The sequence below is a fragment of the Paenibacillus lutimineralis genome (genome assembly GCF_003991425.1).
GTDB classification, from domain to species: Bacteria; Bacillota; Bacilli; order Paenibacillales; family Paenibacillaceae; genus Fontibacillus; species Fontibacillus lutimineralis.
The window spans coordinates 188,238-207,353 of the sequence record NZ_CP034346.1 but is presented as its reverse complement, the minus strand read 5'-3'; the positions used below and the strand labels follow the sequence as shown (position 1 = coordinate 207,353).

18 protein-coding genes are annotated in these 19,116 nt (G+C 47.5%); 5 read left to right on the top strand and 13 right to left on the bottom strand.

Annotation, left to right across the window (positions count from 1 at the left end; genetic code table 11):
• Positions 1-53: 53 nt before the first annotated feature.
• The 12 genes from EI981_RS00975 to EI981_RS00920 form a co-directional block, all read right to left on the bottom strand.
• The gene (locus EI981_RS00975; RefSeq protein ID WP_193556471.1) at positions 54-1,091 is read right to left on the bottom strand and encodes an ABC transporter substrate-binding protein; all 1,038 of its coding nucleotides are present in this window, start codon (positions 1,089-1,091) and stop codon (positions 54-56) included.
• A gap of 714 nt (positions 1,092-1,805) precedes the next feature.
• The gene (locus EI981_RS00970) at positions 1,806-2,612 is read right to left on the bottom strand and encodes an ABC transporter permease (protein WP_126994634.1); all 807 of its coding nucleotides are present in this window, start codon (positions 2,610-2,612) and stop codon (positions 1,806-1,808) included.
• Entirely contained in the window at positions 2,612-3,460 is an 849-nt protein-coding gene (locus EI981_RS00965; RefSeq protein ID WP_126994632.1) for an ABC transporter permease, read from the bottom strand. Before EI981_RS00965 ends, EI981_RS00970 begins: the two co-directional genes overlap by 1 nt.
• Positions 3,457-4,425, bottom strand: coding sequence for an ABC transporter ATP-binding protein (locus tag EI981_RS00960; protein ID WP_126994630.1), 969 nt, complete (start codon positions 4,423-4,425; stop codon positions 3,457-3,459). The genes EI981_RS00965 and EI981_RS00960 overlap by 4 nt, the downstream gene beginning before the upstream one ends.
• A gap of 583 nt (positions 4,426-5,008) precedes the next feature.
• Positions 5,009-5,758 carry an SIMPL domain-containing protein gene (locus EI981_RS00955; protein ID WP_127004221.1) on the bottom strand — a complete coding sequence of 250 codons (750 nt, stop codon included), beginning with the start codon at positions 5,756-5,758 and terminating at the stop codon, positions 5,009-5,011.
• A 148-nt stretch (positions 5,759-5,906) separates the two neighbouring features.
• Positions 5,907-6,176, bottom strand: coding sequence for an HPr family phosphocarrier protein (locus tag EI981_RS00950; protein ID WP_068779183.1), 270 nt, complete (start codon positions 6,174-6,176; stop codon positions 5,907-5,909).
• Positions 6,177-6,265: 89 nt separating this feature from the next.
• A complete protein-coding gene (gene whiA, locus EI981_RS00945) occupies positions 6,266-7,195 on the bottom strand; it encodes a DNA-binding protein WhiA (RefSeq protein ID WP_126994628.1) in 930 nt (309 codons plus the stop codon).
• A 5-nt stretch (positions 7,196-7,200) separates the two neighbouring features.
• Positions 7,201-8,145 (bottom strand): gluconeogenesis factor YvcK family protein, encoded by a 945-nt coding sequence (locus EI981_RS00940; protein ID WP_127004219.1) that lies wholly within the window; start codon positions 8,143-8,145, stop codon positions 7,201-7,203.
• A gap of 60 nt (positions 8,146-8,205) precedes the next feature.
• Positions 8,206-9,099: an RNase adapter RapZ gene (gene rapZ, locus EI981_RS00935; protein ID WP_126994626.1), complete on the bottom strand. Its 894-nt coding sequence runs from the start codon at positions 9,097-9,099 to the stop codon at positions 8,206-8,208.
• A gap of 99 nt (positions 9,100-9,198) precedes the next feature.
• Positions 9,199-10,149 (bottom strand): ROK family glucokinase, encoded by a 951-nt coding sequence (locus EI981_RS00930; RefSeq protein ID WP_126994624.1) that lies wholly within the window; start codon positions 10,147-10,149, stop codon positions 9,199-9,201.
• Between the two features lie 259 nt (positions 10,150-10,408).
• Positions 10,409-11,668, bottom strand: coding sequence for a DUF438 domain-containing protein (locus EI981_RS00925; RefSeq protein ID WP_126994622.1), 1,260 nt, complete (start codon positions 11,666-11,668; stop codon positions 10,409-10,411).
• Positions 11,669-11,708: 40 nt separating this feature from the next.
• A complete protein-coding gene (locus EI981_RS00920; RefSeq protein WP_126994620.1) occupies positions 11,709-11,936 on the bottom strand; it encodes a DUF1858 domain-containing protein in 228 nt (75 codons plus the stop codon).
• A 221-nt stretch (positions 11,937-12,157) separates the two neighbouring features.
• Here EI981_RS00920 and EI981_RS00915 point away from each other — a divergent pair, with 221 nt between their 5' ends.
• The 5 genes from EI981_RS00915 to EI981_RS00895 all read left to right on the top strand — a co-directional run bounded on the left by EI981_RS00915 (position 12,158) and on the right by EI981_RS00895 (position 16,700).
• Positions 12,158-12,841, top strand: a complete 684-nt coding sequence (locus EI981_RS00915) for a response regulator transcription factor (RefSeq protein WP_126994618.1) — start codon at positions 12,158-12,160, stop codon at positions 12,839-12,841.
• The gene (locus EI981_RS00910) at positions 12,838-14,232 is read left to right on the top strand and encodes a HAMP domain-containing sensor histidine kinase (RefSeq protein ID WP_126994616.1); all 1,395 of its coding nucleotides are present in this window, start codon (positions 12,838-12,840) and stop codon (positions 14,230-14,232) included. The genes EI981_RS00915 and EI981_RS00910 overlap by 4 nt, the downstream gene beginning before the upstream one ends.
• A gap of 107 nt (positions 14,233-14,339) precedes the next feature.
• On the top strand, positions 14,340-15,248 hold the full coding sequence (locus EI981_RS00905; protein WP_126994614.1) for an ABC transporter ATP-binding protein: 909 nt from the start codon (positions 14,340-14,342) through the stop codon (positions 15,246-15,248).
• Positions 15,249-15,250: 2 nt separating this feature from the next.
• Complete coding sequence (locus EI981_RS00900; RefSeq protein ID WP_126994612.1) at positions 15,251-15,964, top strand: ABC transporter permease; 714 nt, start codon at positions 15,251-15,253, stop codon at positions 15,962-15,964.
• A gap of 1 nt (position 15,965) precedes the next feature.
• On the top strand, positions 15,966-16,700 hold the full coding sequence (locus EI981_RS00895; protein WP_126994610.1) for an ABC transporter permease: 735 nt from the start codon (positions 15,966-15,968) through the stop codon (positions 16,698-16,700).
• A 97-nt stretch (positions 16,701-16,797) separates the two neighbouring features.
• On the opposite strand, the gene EI981_RS00890 is transcribed toward EI981_RS00895, so the two are convergent.
• Complete coding sequence (locus EI981_RS00890) at positions 16,798-19,062, bottom strand: glycoside hydrolase family 3 protein (RefSeq protein WP_126994608.1); 2,265 nt, start codon at positions 19,060-19,062, stop codon at positions 16,798-16,800.
• Positions 19,063-19,116: the final 54 nt, after the last annotated feature.

Here is a 19,116-nt window from a genome sequence, read left to right as displayed (position 1 = left end):
CCTCAGCATTCAACTGCTTAAGGGAAGGCCTATTCTTATAATCTATCCGTGATTTATTCCCGACCGCTCTTCAGTTCAGTCCAGAACCGGTCGTACAGACTCAATTTATCGCCTACATCGCCGAGCCACTCTGTACGTGACAATTCGTCCTCAGACAAGTTAATCATCTTGTCAGCATTGTATTCCGCACTATGGAACGGAGTAGCATTCTTATTCGGATCACTGTATCCGATGGATTCATAGTTCTTCGCACTTACTTCAGGCTCAAGCATGAAGTTAATGAACTTCTCGGCCAGTTCCTTATGCTTGGCATCCTTAGGAATCGCATAGTTATCCGCAAAGATTGTACTACCTTCCTTCGGAATAACGAAGGCGATATCCGGATTGTCCTTAGCAATGAAGGAAGCATCCCCGGACCATACAGTACCGATCCAGCCCTCTTCCTGAATCATTTTTTGCTTAATATTATCTGTATCAAAAGCGAGCACGCTTGGCAGTAGTGTCTTCAGATCGTTAACAGCTGCAGTAATCTCCGACTCATCCTTCGAGCTATTGGAATGTCCGGCTTTCTTCAATGCCATTCCGATGATCTCACGATTATCGTCGAGTAGAATAACCTTGCCTTTATATTTAGGATCCCAGAGATCTTCCCAGCTATCAATTTCATCCTTAACGTACTTTGTATTGTAAGCAATACCCGTTACGCCTGACATATAGACGATGGAATATTTATTTCCAGGATCAAATGTTGGATTCTTATAGGCATCAGCAATATTCTCAAAGTTCGGAATGTTGTTCATATCGAGCGGAGCGAGCAAATTCTGCTTGATCATCGTCTCAACCATGTAATCGGAAGGCTGAATCAGATCATACCCCGTACCCCCTGCCTTGATCTTGGCCAGAAGGTCCTCATTGTTCGCGAACACATCATACTTCACCTTGACATTGTATTGCTTCTCAAAATCCTTAATGACGTCCATATCGAAATTGTCTGCCCAACTGTAGATGTTCAACGTCTCCTTAGACGATCCGCAACCGGACAACAAACCAACTACCATCATTACTGCCAGCAACAAGCCAGCCCACTTCATTCTTTTCAATTCCTTTATCTCCTCTCTTTCATAAAACTTTATTATATTTAAAAAGTTTTCTTACTTCGTAATCAAAAGCGAACTCCTGAACTACCTCTTCCAAATAGGTTCAAAAAGTCGGTTTGGTTGGGTGAAGCTAGGGACTGAGGAGCGCAGCGTACGTAGTTGGTACGTGAGTACCTGAGATGTTTCCATAGGAAACATTACTCCGTAAGCATTTGCTTAGGCCCGGCTGAATTCAAGATTCGATGTCGAATAAGCTTTCAGTGTTACTTCGTGTTAGATATAGAATTTATTCGTTATCAGCGTAGCTGATGAAATTCTATATCGCAAGAAAACCTACCTTTGAATCGCGGTCGCTCATCCTTGAATGACTTCGATCGGTTTTCTTATCAAAAGCGGCTTTTTGAACTTCCTCTTCCAGTATAGGTTCAAAAAGACGGTTTTCAGCACCGAGAAGGTTGGATGAAGCTAGGGACTGAGGAGCGCAGCGTACGTAGTTTGTACGTGAGCACCGGAAGGCCCGACTGAATTCAAGATTCGATGTCGAATATGCTTTCAGTGTTACTTCGTGTTAGATATAGAATTTATTCGTTATCAGCGTAGCTGATGAAATTCTATATCGCAAGAAAACCTACCTTTGAATCGCGGTCGCTCACCCTTGAATAACTTCGATCGGTTTTCTTATCAAAAGCGGCTTTTTGAACTACCTCTCTAGAAAGGAAGTACAGATTGCTTCTTTTGCCCCTTACCCTTATTCAAAATAAATTGGGCCAGGAATATCAATGTCACGCTGACGATAATCAATATCGTACATAATGCGTTAATTTCCGGGGAAATACCCCTTTTCACCTGTCCATAGATATAAATCGGCAGAGTTGTCGAATTTGGACCGCTGACGAAGAAGCTAACCATGAAGTCATCCAGCGACATCGTAAACGCAATGATCGCCCCTGAGATGATACCCGGTAGGATCTGCGGCATCGTAACCAAACGGAACGTCTGCCACGCCCCCGCGCCTAGATCCTGAGCTGCCTCTTCCAGACCATCCTTCATCCCGGCCAGACGTGTGGAGACTACGACATGCACATAAGAAATACTAAAGGTAATATGCGCAATAATGATTGTCAATCTTCCGAGCGGAATATGGAACTGGGTGAACAGCATTAACAGCGACAAACCCATAATAATATCCGGGATAATGATTGGCAAGTATATTAAGCCACCCATCCCTGCCTTTATTTTCTTTCTTGCCTTGCGAATCGATAAGGCCGACAGTGTACCCAGCACCGTAGATACCAATGTGGATACCACTGCAACAATTAGCGTGTTCGTCAAAGCTTCCATAACGTAGCTGTTATCGAACAAAGAGATATACCAATCGAACGTAAAGCCACTCCAGCTTGAAGCCAGACGAGAGCTGTTGAATGAATATACGATAATGATAATGATCGGGATATAAATAAAGATCATCATCAGTAAGGAGTGAATGCCGAGAAGCGGATGATTCTTGCTCTTCATTAGCTCTCCTCCTTCACTTTCAAATGTCTAGATGTCATTGCCCGGTTAAAGAGAGCAATCATAATTAGCGAAGTAATGACGAATATAACGGACAAGGCCGACCCAAATGGCCAGTTCCGCGCCCCTAAGAATTGACTCTGAATAATGTTACTAATCATCGCCGATTTGGCCCCACCGAGAATGTCCGTAACGACGAACATCCCCGTCGTCGAGACATACACAAGAACCGCACCGGTCATAATCCCCGATTTGGTCTGCGGCAGAGTAATATGCCAGAACGATTTCCACGGGGTAGCCCCTAGATCGCTGGCCGCCTCCAGCAGCTTCTTATCCATTTGCTCGAGAGCCACATAAATTGGCAGCACCATGAAAGGGATAAAAGTATATACCATCCCTAGGAATACGGCCCCTTTTGTGTATAGCATTTGCAGTGGCTCCTGAATGAAGCCTAGATCGAGCAACAATGAATTCACGACGCCTTGGGTTCGGAGTAACAGCACCCAAGCATATGTGCGGATCAAGAAGTTAATCCAGAACGGGATCGTAATCATCACGAGTCCCCAGGTCTGCATCCTCGGGCCTGCATTGGCGATATAATATGCGAGTGGATAGCTCAGCAGAAGACATATCACCGTAGTCACGACGGACAATACGATCGTATCCCAGTAGATGCCTAGATATAATGGATCAAAGAACGTCGCATAAGAGTTCAGATTGAAATGATAGATCACATTCCCGAGCTCATCACGGTCCATGAAGGAAATGCCCACCACCATCAGCATCGGTAAGATCAGGAACAGGAATAACCATAAAAATACCGGCAGGAGGCTTAGGTTCGACTTCCTCATGACCCGATATTCACCTCATCCCGGGTGTCCCAAAGCACTCCGATTCTCCCTCCGACTACCCATTCTTGGGTGTCTTCTGAATCGAGTACAATCGACACAGTCATCGGTTCCTCATCAAGCTGGACGATGACTTTATGGATGCTTCCCAGATATTGTACGTCGACGATCTCTCCCGTACGCATCGCTCCATCGAGATCATGAGTACCGCGAAGCTTCTCCGGCCGTACTGCGAACAATCGTCCATCTTCGGATAAGATGTTGTTCTCCCCGATGAAGGTAGCCGCGAAGAGCGTTGTTGGCTTAGCGTACACCTCGCGAGGTGTACCAATTTGCTCCACTTGACCGTTGTTCATAATTACGATCCGGTCTGACATCATCATTGCTTCATCCTGGTCATGCGTCACATATACAAACGTAATCCCAAGGCTGCGCTGCAAATGCTTCAATTCAGACTGAAGATTCTTACGCAGTTGCAAGTCAAGTGCACCTAGCGGTTCGTCCAGAAGCAGTACCTTGGGTTTATTAGCAATCGCGCGAGCAATTGCAACACGCTGCTGTTGTCCGCCCGACAATTGATGCGGATAACGCTTCGTAAGCGGGGTCAATTGTGTCATGGCCACCGCTTCTTCTATTCGTTCACGCCGCTCTTTGGCAGGCAGCTTTTTCATTTTTAGTCCAAAATCAATATTATCTTCTACCGTCATATGCGGAAATAAAGCATAATGTTGAAAGACAAGGTTCAAATCCCGTTGATTTGGAGGCAGCTTCGTCAGATCTGCACCATCGAGTAATATTCTGCCTTTCGAAGGTTGCTCAAATCCCGCGATCATGCGAAGAATCGTCGTCTTGCCACAGCCGCTCGGACCCAACAAGGTCAGGAATTCCCCTTCCTTAATCGTAAGCGATAGCGGATGCACTACAACTTGTCCTGCAAAGTGCTTCTCAACCCCAGCCAGTTCAATCATGTATGCATCAACTCCTTTAGAAGTAATGGATGTCTCAAAGTCCTCTTTCAAATGAAAGTTCAGAAAGTCAAGTTTTCAGCACCGAGAACGGTTGGATGAAGCTAGGGACGAAAGGAGCGCAGAGTACGTAGTTTGTACGTGAGTACCTAAGATGTTTCCGTAGGAAACATGACTTCGTAAGCATTCGCTTAGGCCCGGCTGAATTCAAGATTCGATGCCGAATAAGCTCCCTGAATAGCTTCGTGATCAAAAGAGGACTTTCTGAACTGCCTCTTTAAGAAAAAAAAGCCATATCCATTGGTATGGCTTTCACAGGTCTATTGATTCATTTTTGCAATATACACTATACCTTTTTTTAGACTCAGTTACAACACTTTTCTAAGTCACCGGACAGGAATTCCCCGAATAATTGACTGAATCGACAAAATATTTGTCCACTTTATACGCAAAATGGATTTACCCCTCTTGTTTGTTAATAATATCCCCTGTCTGTCCAAAAATAAGCTGCTAAATTGTAAGACATAAAAAGAGGCATACCGCGTTTAAATCGCTGCATACCCCTTTGTTAACTCGCGATAGCTTCTTATTTCATTTCATAAGTAATACTTAAAGAAGTAGAAACCGTAATCTCACCTGGCTCAACAGATGTCCCTGCATCAGCAGCTGGCATAGCCATATCCTTCATCACATAATTTTGTGTGTACAGCGATACGTTACCACCCGACTGGGTAATGTTCAACGCCGTACCTAACTGACGGTTCGCAGCCTTGGCAATGGCGTTAGCCTTCACATTGGCATTATTCATCGCCTTCTGAATCACCTCGGCCAAATACTGGTCTGAATTCTCTACACTGAAGTGGATATTGTCGATACGGTTAGCTCCAGCCTCTGTAGCTGCGTCGAGTAATGCTCCAACCTTCTCCAGATCACGATAAGTAACGCTCAATGTATGCGTTGCTGTATAACCCGTCAATTTCTGGCCGTCTTTCTCGTTATACGTATAATTCGGCTGTACATAGAACTGCCCTGTCTTCAGATCCTTGCTATCGATCTTCCAAGTCTCTTTGAGCACCTTATTCACTTGAGCAACCTTGGCAGCATTCGCGCTTTGTGCTTCTTTTGCAGTCTTGGCTTGCGTCTCAACACCGATTGAGAGATAAGCGACATCCGGCTTCACCGTAATTTCTCCATTGCCGACTACATTAATCACGTTCTTCTGCACCTCATCCGCATAGGCTGGAGTGGCCTGGAATACTCCGCCAAATACCTGTCCTCCAAGCAGCAGTGTTCCTGTGATCATAACTACTCCTACGGGCTTCAACCATTTTCTCATCATTATACCCTCCATTACTTGGTTAATTCTAACTACTAAACGAAGATTGCTGAGAAATGTTGCAGGGTTTAAATATAAATAAAAAGACCCCTATTCAAAATTATTGAACAGAGGTCCTTCTAGCTCTTGTCGTAGAGAAAAAAGGCGATTATTGGTTCTCCAATTCTTCCTTGCTAACCAGGTTGATTAAAGCGTTTGCAGCCTGTTCGGCGTCCGCACCTTCAGCACTGATGTAGATTTCCGTACCGGTACTGATCGCGAGACTCATAATGCCCATGATACTTTTAGCATTCACTTTTTTATCGTCTTTTTCAACGAAGATTTCAGAAGAATATTTATTCGCTTCCTGAACGAACAACGCCGCTGGACGGGCGTGCAGACCAGTCTTCAATTTTACAACAACTGGGTTCTTGATCATAAACCTATACCCCCCTATTACATTATCAATCAACAGTTTTTATTATATTATTATAGCATACACACCAGTAGCACACTAGCAGAACAAATTCAGGCGTTGCGAATTTTTTCCGCCATCTCATCAATTTTGCGCAGACGGTGATTTACGCCGGATTTACTAACTGTTCCTTTGAGCAATTCACCGACTTCCTTCAAATTCATATCTGGGTGGGCTAGCCGTACCTCAGCTACCTCACGCAGCTTGTCCGGCAGATTCTCCAGACCGACCTCCCGCTCCAACAGCTTGATATTATCGATCTGTCTTACCGCTGCCCCAATCGTCTTGTTCAGATTCGCCGTCTCGCAGTTGACGATTCGGTTGACCGAATTACGCATATCTCGCATAATTCGTACATCTTCGAACTTGAATAACGCTTGATGCGCACCGATAATATTCAACAGTTCAATAATCTTCTCGCCTTCCTTGATGTAGAAGATGAAGCCCTTCTTACGCTCAATGCAGCGAGCGTTCAGATGGAATTCATTGGCCAAATCGACAAGCGCCCGGCAGTGCTCTTCATACATTGAAGCAATCTCCAAGTGATAGGAGGAGCCTTCCGGGTTGTTCACCGATCCGCCTGCCATGAAAGCGCCTCGTAAGTAAGCTCTCTTACAACAGTTTTTCCGAGTAAGCTCCGTATTAATCCCATCTGTAAAAATAAAACCCTCAGATACGATGTGCAGTTCCTTCAAAATCTCTTCGACTCGAACTGGAATACGTACAATGTACACATTGTTCTTCTTCAACCGCATCTTCTTGCGGACAAGCAGCTCCGTATGGATCTGGAAGTGCTTCTTCAACAAGGAATATATTCGCCTAGCAATCGCGGCGTTTTCCGTAGAGATATCCAAAACAACCTTTTTATTCGAAACTTGAACTGAACCGTTCATGCGAATCAGGGCGGATAACTCAGCCTTCTCGCAGCAGGGTTCCGCCTCGACCAAGGTTAATTCTTTTTTGGTTTGCGCCGCAAACGACAAGGAACTCACCCCTTTCGTGTAATCCAGTCCTGTACAAGCTGATATATATGATGGCTTAGTTTGTCCGCATCATGCCTTAAATATCTGCGGAACATCACTAGCGTATCAGCAATCACCTTATAGCCGCGGCTCGTTACGACATCCCAGTCGATCTGAACCGGCTTGGCGCCCTTCTCGGCATAATAGTCCTGCACCTGTGTAGGGATCTCGCCGTCATTGACGATGACATAATCGAACAGATGATGTCCGACATGCTCATATACGGCCTTCAAATGATCGCTGACCGTATAGTCATCCGTCTCGCCTGGCTGGGTCATCACGTTACAGACAAAGATCTTGATTGCGTTCTTGTTCTCCAGAACCGCCTCAGCCAGCTTGGGTACGAGCAGATTCGGAATGATACTCGTATACAAGCTACCCGGGCCGATCAATATCGCATCGGCATCCTGAATCGCCTCTACAGCCTCCGGCAGAGGCTCAACGATCTCTGGCTCCAGGAAGATCCGTTTGATCTTGCCTCCCGCTTCAGGGATTTTCGATTCCCCAGTAACAATCGCACCATCTTCCATCTCCGCATGTAGAATAACCGCTTGGTCCGCAGCCGGAAGCACCCGTCCACGGACGGCAAATACGCGGCTAAGCTCACGTACCGCCGTCACGAAATCACCCGAGATGTCCGTGATGGCAGCAAGAATAAGATTTCCCAAACTGTGTCCTGCAAGTCCGGAACCTGATGAGAAGCGATAATTCAACATATCAGACAGCAGTGGCTCTACATCCGCCAGCGCAGTTAATACGTTGCGAATATCACCTGGAGGGGGCATATGCAGCTCGTTCCGTAAAATACCTGAGCTGCCCCCATCGTCGGCGACAGTAACAATCGCTGTTATATCTATAGGTTTGTGCTTTAATCCGCGGAGCATGACAGATAGGCCAGTTCCCCCGCCCATCACCACAATTCGTGGAATTCTTCCTTCATTCTTCCGATTGGCCACTAATTGACTCACCTCTTACTGTCGGTCCCTGCCTGCATCGCGATGGCTGACACGAACCGTCTCTGTCTCACTCGCCCCGAGCATACGGCCTAGATACTCGGCTATTGCTACGGACCGATGCTTGCCCCCGGTACAGCCAATCCCGATAATCACCTGACTCTTTCCCTCTTTACGATACTGAGGCAGCAAGAAATGCAGCATGTCTAGCAGTTTCGTTAAGAAAGCTTGCGTCTCCGGCCACTTCATAACATATTCATATACATCATCATCTTGTCCCGTGTGCGGACGAAGTTGCTCAATGTAATGAGGGTTAGGTAAGAAGCGAACATCAAACACAAGATCGGCATCGATCGGTATCCCGTATTTGAACCCGAATGAGGTCACGTTCACCGATAGACTGCCGCCCTCCGAATGTGAGAATCTAGAGATAATCTTCTCCTTCAATTGCGAAGGCTTCATATTACTAGTATCGATGACTTGGGTCGCCGATACCTTCAACTCATCAAGCATCTTACGCTCAAGCCGGATACCGTCAAGCGGCATACCTTCTGGAGCAAGCGGGTGACGCCGCCGGCTCTCCTTGTACCTCTGTACAAGCACCGAATCCGTTGCATCCAGGAACAGAATCTCGCTGTTCATTGTGAAATGCTCCTTGATATATGCAAGCGACTCCGATAATGCCGTGAAAAACTCCCGGCCGCGCAAATCGATCACAAGCGCGACCTTGGCGATCTTACCTTTGGATTGTTCAATCAATTCAGCAAATTTGGGAATTAATACTGGAGGTAAATTGTCCACACAGAAGAAACCTAGATCCTCCAGACTACGGACAGCAAGTGACTTTCCTGCCCCCGACATGCCAGTGATGATTACAAGATTGGCAACGGAAGCTCCTTCTTTATCCGACATGAAATTCCCTCCTCGCAATTCTCCAGTCCCTTTATCTATATGAATCTCAGCTACTTGTAATATTTTATGCAACTGATAGATGGATGTTTCCCCTATTTCTTATGAACGGAGAAATAGACCGGCTGCGCCGACCATACCCGCATCATTGCCAAGTGTAGCAGGTTCAATTCTTAGTCCAGCCTGTACCGGCTCCGGTGTAAACTGTGCGAATACACTGCGAACTTCATTAAACAGAATATCTCCGGCTTTCGATACCCCGCCACCGATAATAAATACTTCCGGATTAAGCACTACAGCTACAGCTGCAAGAGATTTGCCAAGATAGAATGCTGCGCGATTAACAATTCGCAAGGCAACCTCATCACCAACCTTAGCTGCATCAAATACATCCTTCGCCGTGATGTTCTCAACTAGCGCCAGTTCTGTACGATCGCCACGAGCTACTGCATCATTGGCCATACGGATAATACCGGTCGCCGAAGAGACCGTCTCCAGACAGCCCATCTTGCCGCAGCCGCACTGAATCGCTTCCAGATCTGGAACTACGGACATATGGCCAAGCTCCCCAGCCAAGCCGGAGAAACCTTGATAGATTTTACCATCGATAATAATGCCGCCGCCAACGCCCGTACCGAGCGTATAGCATACACAGTTATCAATTCCTTTGCCAGCGCCGCCCCAAGCTTCGCCGAGAGCCGCTACGTTAGCATCGTTGTCTATTTTAACAGGCTTGTCCAGACGCTCCTCTAATATTTGGCGAATATGGAAGTCTTTCAAACCTACATTCGGCGCAAAAATGATGATACCTTCGCGTACATTGGTAAAGCCAGCTACACCAGCACCAACACCTGCTACCTGCTCCCAATTGAATGGAGATTGCTCTACAACGAGACGCACATAACGCTCGATATTATCTACAATCGTCTCCGGGCCCTTATCCACTTCAGTCGGTCCCTCATACGTATGCAGAAGCTGTCCTTCTTCATTACAAATTCCGACTTTAATCGCCGTTCCGCCCAGGTCTACGCCAATGTAGATTTTTTCAGACATGATACAAGCCACCTTTTCCTCTATAATGTTCCTTAAGATTTAATTAAAATTATGACTTTTATGAAGATATACCTACGTACCAACTATAAGCGAACCCTCCTATTCGGTCAAGAGAAGGGGACCTCCGTAAGAGCCCATAAGAACAAGGCTTTTTACGGACGTGATCAGATTCACATATTGTGGAAAAACAAAAAACCGCCTTAGGATTCACGCTTGTGAACCCTCTAAAGCGGCTCTTCATATCATCAAGTCCAACAGCTCAAGACATGATTCGTTTTTGTCCGGCGATAGCCTGAATCGGTGCGATATTCTGGGTGAATTCCAAGGTTCCCATGTACTCCCCAGCCTCGCTACGCACGGCAAAGTAACGGATTAGTACGAATTTATCCTTGAATGGAATCCAGAAATCCTCGGCATCCTTCTTCCCTGATTTGAAATCCTCCAATAATTGATTGACAACATGTACACTTTGCGGCGGATGACAATTCTGGACCGTACGGCCGATTACCGCCTTCGTACGAGCAAAAATCCGTTCCTTACCATGAGAGAAATAACGTACCACGTCGTTCTCGTCAATAAAGGTAAGATCTACTGGCAGATGATTCAACACCCCTTCAAGTTGCTGTACGGAGAGAATTCCCGTCTGGAACCTTACATATCCCTGGGGAATTTCGTTGTCCCGCTCTGACTCTACAGCTGTATCCTCTATTTCCAGAGGAACCCGCTCTGGAATCCACTCCTGATCCGGCGCCGTCAGACAGAAGCCAATTTGATCGCTCTCCCGGGCGATCTTCAACCATTCATCCTCGGTAAGCTTCTCCAGAGCCATAGGAAGCAATATATTCTCTTCTTTAAAGATCATTTCATTAACTTCTCTAATAACGAGTTCCAAGTCGGTAATCAATTCCTGCTGATTGCCTTTATAATCGCTTAGCTTACCTTTCACTTCCTTAATCATGGCGCGAATGACATCGTCAACTCCCCACATAACCTTCGTCGGGCCAAAGATCCCGTATTTCTCCAGATAAGGGAAGAGCAAATTCTCCTTACGGCTGTAATGCTTGTCGAGATCAAGCAGCAGCCCCAAATCCTCAAGCAGCTTGATAATTGTCCCAGGAGCATCCTCCTTGCGGAACTGATCCAAATGCAGCTCCAGCTTGAAGTTAACGAGCCGTTCAATCTCCCGATTCTCTAATTTGAAGGTATGCACAGGATGGCCTGGCTGATCCTCAGGCTTGCTGGAGCGATGAATCTCTTCGATCGATCCTTTAAATATTGCCGTATGAACCGAACACAACCGCTGCACCTCCGATACTGGAATACCTTCTTCCTCCATAAGAGCATGCTCCATAGCCGAAATCTCTGCGACCGTTACATCGCCTACCGCCTCTTCGAAGCGGGCTTTCACTTCATCGACACTCTTCCCCTGATGCAACTGCTTGATGATCTCTTTAAGCATCTCCTGCCGTTCCGTCTGCCTCGAAACTCCTTGCTCGCGATTATTGATTAATTCGCTCACTATTCTTCCCCTCCGATTTATACTGATCTAGGTCTAGTGCTTATTCTTCTATGCTATAGCCCCTGTCTAAAAAGGCTCTCTTAATTACATCCATATCCAGCTTCTTCAGTCTGGCTCCTTTAGGAATGGTCATGAAACGACCGGCACTCTGCAGCATACCAGGCTGGGTGATTTGCTCAAATCCAAGCTCCGCCATAACCTCGATTACTTCCGGATCAGATGAGCACAACTCGTAGACGGTCTTGCTTAAATCGATAACTTTGCCCATGTACTTATCCCACCTTAGTAAATGCAAATAGAAGCTTCGGTGCTGAAAACAAGTCTTTTAGAACATAAACTCGTTACCTGCAATCATTGAGAACTGTTCTCAGCTAAAACTTAACATACATTACACGGCCTCCTTGTGACTGGAATCACAAATTATTTTATAATGATGTATGTTTATTTTTAGGCTTGGTTTTGCCACAATAGAGGCGGGAGGGATTTAACATGTCAGTATCAAATGCAAACTTATTATATATAGAAGATGATCAGGAAATTGGAACCTTTATTAGCGGTGAACTAAGTAGCCGGGGCTATGAGGTTACCTGGTTAACAAGTGGGGACCGTGCCATGGAGGAAGCAGAGACAAGCAATCTGGTCATTCTGGATGTCATGCTGCCGGGGCTTGATGGATTTACCGTTGGACAGCGTCTGAAGAAGCAGTTCCCACATATTCCGATCCTGATGCTGTCGGCTCGGGCCTCGATCGATGATAAGCTTCATGGCCTGCAGTTCGCTGATGATTATTTGACGAAGCCATTTCATCCTGAGGAATTGGCGGCCCGGATTGAGGTGTTACTGCGCCGCAGTGGGGCTTCATCTGCTGCTCCACTACAGCTGCGCCACTTACTAATTCACGAGAAAGAGAATATCATCGTGAATCAGGACACCGGAGAAGAGATTATTTTGACCGGCAAACAGTTTCACATCTTTCAATTTCTGCTGCAACACCTCGGGCAAATTCTAACCAAGGAACAAATATACGAAGGAGTCTGGGGTGAGCCCTACCTGGACGGGGACAAGACATTAATGGTACACATCCGCCATCTACGGGAGAAAGTTGAACGCGACCCAGCAGCACCGGAGATTATTGAGACGATTCGCGGCATCGGTTACCGGGTGCGGGCATGAGACAGCGTCACTGGAACAAGCCGAAGTTTCGCAACTCGCTGATGTCGAGATACGTTCTGATTATCGCGATCGCTTTTCTATTCATTCCTGTGGCGGTTCCTGCCGGCCTCATTCTTTCCTTCACTGTGAACTACTACTTCTTCCCTGAGCATCAAATCGAACAGCCGTTGAGATACAATTCAGGAGACCTGGAAGAGATGTGGCACAAAGAAGCTAAGCAACTTGGCGGTCATAAAGCGCCTGAAGAGATAGATGCCAAGCTGCGTGAGATTAAGGATAAATATCCCCAGGCCTCTCTATTTTGGGTAGATAGTGCAGAGAGAACGCGCCTGCAACTACCCAAACAGAGTGATCTGCCCGCTAAATGGTCCACCGAGAATACGATTCAATTTATGAAGACAGTGTCCAATACGAATACCTTTGGTACCGTCGCCTTTATTGGTGATAATACGACTCGTGGGGAAGGGTTCATGGTTTTGAAGATCTCTCGCGAGTATTTGAAGCAAGGCCGGGAATTCGAAAACCGTTTCTATGGTCTCTTCTTACTGACCTTGCTGTCGATATTCCTGCTTCTCTCTTATCTCTTCTTCCGGAATATCCGCAAACGGCTGCTTAACCTGGAGTCAGGTATGATGCGTACGAATAAGGATGGATTGCCGATACGGGTTGATGAAGGGCGTGCGGATGAGATCGGCAGCCTGGAGAAGGCCTTCAATCATATGGTCGGCAAGCTGGAGGAAGGTAAGCGACGGGAGCAAGAAGAAGAGAAGCTGCGCAAGAACCTGATCAATAATCTATCGCATGATTTGCGGACACCGTTAACCGTACTGTCCGGGCATATCTATGCCCTGGATAAACAGCCGCTGCCCGAAGAGGCCCTTGAGTCCGTACAACTTATGAAGACTAAGATCAGCGATCTCGATCATCTGATTGACCACCTGCTCTCATACAATCTGCTTACTAGCGGACGTTATGCCATGTCTGCGAAAACTCAGGATATACTCCGCATTGTCCGGGTAAGCGCCGCAGCCTGGTATCCGATTTGGGAGAAAGCAGAACTTACCATCGACATTGATCTTCCGGACGAACCGCTGATCTGGGAAGTTGACGAGCAGGCATTCCGTCGGATTCTGGACAATCTGTTCCAGAACCTGTACCGCTATGCAAGCTCCGGCAAATATGTAGGTATTGCTACTGTACAGAGATATGGATGGACGGCCTTGGTAATCGCCGATCACGGCCCTGGCTTTAACGCTGATACCCCTTCCAAGGGAGCAGGACTTGGACTTGCGATCGTCGACCTTTTAATGAAGCAAATGAAACTGGTTCTGGAAATAGACACATCTGATACAGGCACATGCATTTATATTTATCCAGCTAACCATTCATAATAGAGGCTGTTCAAAAAAGTCTGCTATGTAAATTTAAACTATTCTTAAACTTCGGCCTTCTTTCATTTAAACTTGCCCCAGTAATATAGTAGCCGAGGTGATTAATCGTGAATGAAATGGTCATTCAAACCAATGGACTAACAAAAAAATATCGCGGACGAGCCGCGGTCAATCAATTGAACCTTGAAATCACACAAGGGGATATATATGGCTTCCTAGGACCAAACGGAGCCGGCAAGACAACCACGATCCGGATGCTGCTCGGTCTAATTAAGCCGACATCGGGCTCCATCTCAATCTTCGGTCGCGATTTGCGTAAAGATAAATTGGCGATTCTGAAGCGGATCGGCTCGTTGGTCGAGTATCCTTCCTATTATGGCCATCTGAACGCCATTGACAATCTGGAGGCACTGCGACGGATCCTGGACGTTCCCAAATCACGGATTGACGAAGTGCTGGAGATCGTCTCGTTAACTTCAGAAGCACGCCGACCAGTTAAGGGCTATTCACTCGGGATGAGACAGCGCCTTGGCATCGCCGCTTCCCTGCTCGGCAACCCGGAGCTGCTTATCCTTGACGAACCGACGAACGGCTTGGACCCATCGGGGATTCATGAGATCCGTGAGTTAATTAAGCGCATGCCAGAGCAGTATGGTATTACTGTACTGGTCTCCAGTCACTTGCTGAGCGAAATTGAGCAAATGGCTGGAACGGTCGGCATTATTCGGGAGGGTCAGATGGTATTCCAGGATACGATCTCTAATCTTCAGATGAAGGCTTCCCATCATATCAAGCTTGTCGTCTCCGAGCCGGAATCCGCACTCTGGCTTGCCCGGGATCTCGGTTCTATCGGCAGCCTTGAGAAGAATACATTGGTCTTCCCTGACATGCAGGACACCAGGATCGCTGCGTTAGTCAAACGTCTAGTAGAGAATGGCCATGATATATACCGGGTAGAGCAAGAGAGAAAATCACTCGAGGATATCTTCATGCAGGTCATCGGGGAGGGGAATTAGCCATGATGCTTCGTTCGCTATCGGCTGACTTCCTGAAAATCCGCGGCAAAGGAATTTGGCTTCTCATCATTCTCGCGCCGCTCGGAGTAGTAGCTATTGAAGCGCTAAACTTCGGGCTTCGCTTCGATTACCTAGGTAAAATATATGCCGACGACCTCTGGGGAGGTCTTATCGGGGAGACAACAATGTTCGTTCCGATCTCCTTATATCTAGGCTGTACATTAGTCAGTTCACTTATTGCCAATGTCGAGCATCAGCTCAATTCATGGAAGCAATTGCTCGCGCTGCCTATCTCGCGCACAGCGGTATTTAGCGGTAAGTTCACCCTGAGTGTGCTTCTTCTATTCGTGTCCTGTATCGTTCTATCGATCGGAACTATCATACTCGGGATGTCGCTAGGATTCGGTACGCATATACCTTGGAAAGACCTGCTGACCATGGGCTTCTTCCCATTCTTGGCCACTATGCCGGTCTTATCCCTGCAGCTATGGCTGTCACTTACTTTCCAGAATCAGACGTTGCCAGTATCACTAGGCGTTCTGATCTCACTGATGTCGCCCTTCCTTATGCAATTATCCGAATGGTTCCCGTTGAACTGGCCAATAATGGCCCTTCGTTCCGAGCATCAGCTTTGGTTCATCGGTTTTGGCATTGGCGTAGGGATTATCATTATGCTGATTGGCCTTGTTCATTTCAATAGAAAGGATGTGGATTAAGATGCGGACTTTTGCTCGAATCCTATCTTCCGAACAGCTTAAAATGTCGAAGTCGCGTCTGTGGCTTATTTTAATCGTCAGTCCCATCCTGGCCTGTCTGATCGGTGTCTTCGCCAATCTGCCGTCAGGTCCGGTAGCATGGCCGATGTTAATTGCCTCAATGGTTATGCTCCATGGCTTACTGATCCTGCCGATCATAACCGGAGTACTATCGGCCTCCATTTGCCGTTATGAGCACAATGGCGGAGGCTGGAAGCAGCTCCTAGCAATGCCTGTATCACGCACGGCTGTATATTTCGCCAAGCTAACTATTGTAGCCGGCTTATTAGCAATCTGCCAGTTGCTTATGCTAGGGGCTTTCCTTATGGCCGGAGCCTTCCATGGCATATTGGGAGATATCCCTTGGGGAGCCCTGGCCACCAGCCTGATCGGCGGATGGATCGCCTGCTTGCCGCTAGCCACCCTACAGCTTGGCGTCTCCCTGGGCTGGGCTAGCTTCGCCGCTCCACTTGCCGTGAATGTCTCATTAACGATACCGAACATGCTCATCGTAAATTCATCGACTTACGCCCCATTCTATCCATGGGCACAGCCCCTGCTGGCAATGATGCCGACGGGTCAAAGAGACTTCGGTGCATTTAATCTTCCAATAGAGAGTCTGATGGTTACTGTTCTAGGCAGCTTGATCGTCTTCATGATCGTTGGCCTCGTCCATTTTCAACGTAAAGAGATCTAATAGACGGATTGTCCTATTCACTTAGATGCAGGACAGTACGCAAAAAAAACGGCTACCCTACACCAAAACTTCGTGTGCAGGATAGCCCGTTTTATTTTTACCGCTTGGCGTATTTCATTGTCCGCTCGTCCCGGATCACGCCGCTCCAGTTCAACCCGTAAGCGAAATCATACATATGCTGCTCCGAATCCACATGGCACTCCATGTCATGCGCCACATCCTCAAGCTGCTCCTCTACCGTCTTCATATGGGCCGGCATCTGCATCGGCAACAAGCCGGAAGGTTCAAAGGCTCCGCTTATAGCATCCATTATCGCTTGATCCTGTAACCCGAAATTCACCAGAATCGCATCGACCTCACGCTCAAACTCCGCCACAACAGCTGGATTAGAGAGACGCAAGGATACAATGACAGGCTTGCCATTCATCCGTTTCTTCGTCTCCAACACCGTATCCAAATCGGTCTCGTTCTTAGACGTTACGGTCTTACCTTTATATGAGCGGTTCAATACATCGCCTTCACGAGCATCTCCCGCCAGACTCGTCTCACGCGCATAATCGGCTGTATATGGACGATACTGTAGGCTTAATGGAACATATCCGTTGCCTCCCTGCTCCGCATCCTCGCGGCTGTATCCGGTCATCCCAGAGGTTGGGCCCTCAATAAATACTAGCCCGAAGTCCGCTTCTTCCGGATTCTCCGTTACTGTAAAATAGCGACTCACAATATCGAGATTCACCGGATCCACCAGCTTCTCAGCGACAGGGTTTCCGAACCAGTCATAACCAGCCGCGATATACCGCTTCGGAATATATACTTTGCTCTTTGAGGCTATTGGCAGCACATTCTCTTTGTTCTTAAGCATAACAATAGATTCCAACTGTGCATCATAACCCGCTTGCATAAATTCCGGCCGACCGACCGTCTCAGAGCTTAACGTCGGATCCAGGTACGGATTCTCAAACAGCCCCAAGCGGAAAACATTAAGCAATAAGCGCACTGCGGATTGCTCAAGCCGTTCGCGCATATAGGCTTCGCCATGCTCAGCCACGCCCATCCGGTAAGCCTCCAGCACTGGCCCCTTATCATTGTTCCCGCCGAACTGGTCCACCCCGGCCATCAAAACCTTATAATGGCGTTCAGCTACCGTAAGACCTTCAACCCCCCATGATTTACCGCTCAGGAACTCATCCCGACTCGTCTCATCGGCAGTAATCATCCAGTCCGTACACACTACACCTTCATATCCATACTTATCGCGCAGTAAATCCTTGATCAGATAACGGCTGTACGAATTGCCGACATTCTCATGATAGACTGTATCCTGTTCCGCCGAAATCGTATAATACGGCATCACCGCAGATGCTTGCCTTGTCTTACCATCCAGCTTGAAGGCTCCGTCTACAAAAGGAAGCAAATGCTCTTCAAAGTTATTACCTGGATAGACAGCATACTTGCCGCTGCCAAAATGCGCATCCCTACCTGACTCACCAGAACCGCCGCCAGGCCAATGCTTCACCATCGCATTAACACTATCATGACCCCAGCCGTCAACCAGTTCACTCTCGCCTTCGGAATTTTGGAAGCCATCCACATAGGCTCTGGCCAGATCCGTCGAAAGCTTGGAATCCTCACCAAATGTACCATTAAAGCGGAACCAGCGCGGATCGGTCGCAATATCGATTTGCGGCGATAATGCCGTGGTCAGACCAAGCGCCCGGTACTCCTTGGAAGCAATCTTACCGAACTGCTTCACGACCTCCGGATCGAAGGCTGCCGCTAGCCCCAATGTCTCCGGCCACATGGAGATTGTGCCGCCTGAACCGGCATTGAACTCTGAGCTCGTCTGCGTACCGTGCCGCGGATCAGAGCTGTTGTTGGCCGGAATGCCCAGGCCAGTTCCCTCAACAAAGGCCTGAATCTGATTGTTCCAACGGGCCGCCACCTCCGGGCTCTCTACCGCCGCGACGAGAATATGGCGCACATGATCCTTGGCGAGAAAACCCATCTGCTCATCCGTCATCTCCCACGGCTTGGCCCCGCTCTCCTCGTAGGTCTTCCCTCCATAAGTGCCTGAGAACCAGCCGCCGCTGGCTCCCGGCACATTCTGGTGACTGCTGTACAGCATCAAGCCGGCGATTTGCTCTATGGTCATTTTTGAAGCAAGATCCTTAGCCCGTTCTTCCGCAGGCAATCTCCAATCCTCATATTTATCCAGCTTGCCGTCCTTGCTCAGATCTTTAAAGAAGAGGCCGTTCTGCTTCAGAATCTGTACACCCGATAAGGTTGAATACCCTAGGGTCGGGCCTCCCGGATTTTGTACATATTTGATTTGATTGGTAGTATCCCTATGCTCTCCCATCGTCAAAACTCCTCCTATCACGTATTTATCTATTTTGCAGAGGCTATTCAAAGG

Coding starts and splice junctions, on each gene's coding strand:
- EI981_RS00975 (WP_193556471.1), bottom strand. CDS start 1,091: ATGAAGTGGGCTGGCTTGTTGCTGGCAGTAATGATGGTAGTTGGTTTG.
- EI981_RS00970 (WP_126994634.1), bottom strand. CDS start 2,612: ATGAAGAGCAAGAATCATCCGCTTCTCGGCATTCACTCCTTACTGATG.
- EI981_RS00965 (WP_126994632.1), bottom strand. CDS start 3,460: ATGAGGAAGTCGAACCTAAGCCTCCTGCCGGTATTTTTATGGTTATTC.
- EI981_RS00960 (WP_126994630.1), bottom strand. CDS start 4,425: ATGATTGAACTGGCTGGGGTTGAGAAGCACTTTGCAGGACAAGTTGTA.
- EI981_RS00955 (WP_127004221.1), bottom strand. CDS start 5,758: ATGAGAAAATGGTTGAAGCCCGTAGGAGTAGTTATGATCACAGGAACA.
- EI981_RS00950 (WP_068779183.1), bottom strand. CDS start 6,176: ATGATCAAGAACCCAGTTGTTGTAAAATTGAAGACTGGTCTGCACGCC.
- EI981_RS00940 (WP_127004219.1), bottom strand. CDS start 8,145: ATGGGCGGGGGAACTGGCCTATCTGTCATGCTCCGCGGATTAAAGCAC.
- rapZ (WP_126994626.1), bottom strand. CDS start 9,099: ATGTCGGATAAAGAAGGAGCTTCCGTTGCCAATCTTGTAATCATCACT.
- EI981_RS00930 (WP_126994624.1), bottom strand. CDS start 10,149: ATGTCTGAAAAAATCTACATTGGCGTAGACCTGGGCGGAACGGCGATT.
- EI981_RS00920 (WP_126994620.1), bottom strand. CDS start 11,936: ATGGGCAAAGTTATCGATTTAAGCAAGACCGTCTACGAGTTGTGCTCA.
- EI981_RS00915 (WP_126994618.1), top strand. CDS start 12,158: ATGTCAGTATCAAATGCAAACTTATTATATATAGAAGATGATCAGGAA.
- EI981_RS00910 (WP_126994616.1), top strand. CDS start 12,838: ATGAGACAGCGTCACTGGAACAAGCCGAAGTTTCGCAACTCGCTGATG.
- EI981_RS00900 (WP_126994612.1), top strand. CDS start 15,251: ATGATGCTTCGTTCGCTATCGGCTGACTTCCTGAAAATCCGCGGCAAA.
- EI981_RS00895 (WP_126994610.1), top strand. CDS start 15,966: ATGCGGACTTTTGCTCGAATCCTATCTTCCGAACAGCTTAAAATGTCG.
- EI981_RS00890 (WP_126994608.1), bottom strand. CDS start 19,062: ATGGGAGAGCATAGGGATACTACCAATCAAATCAAATATGTACAAAAT.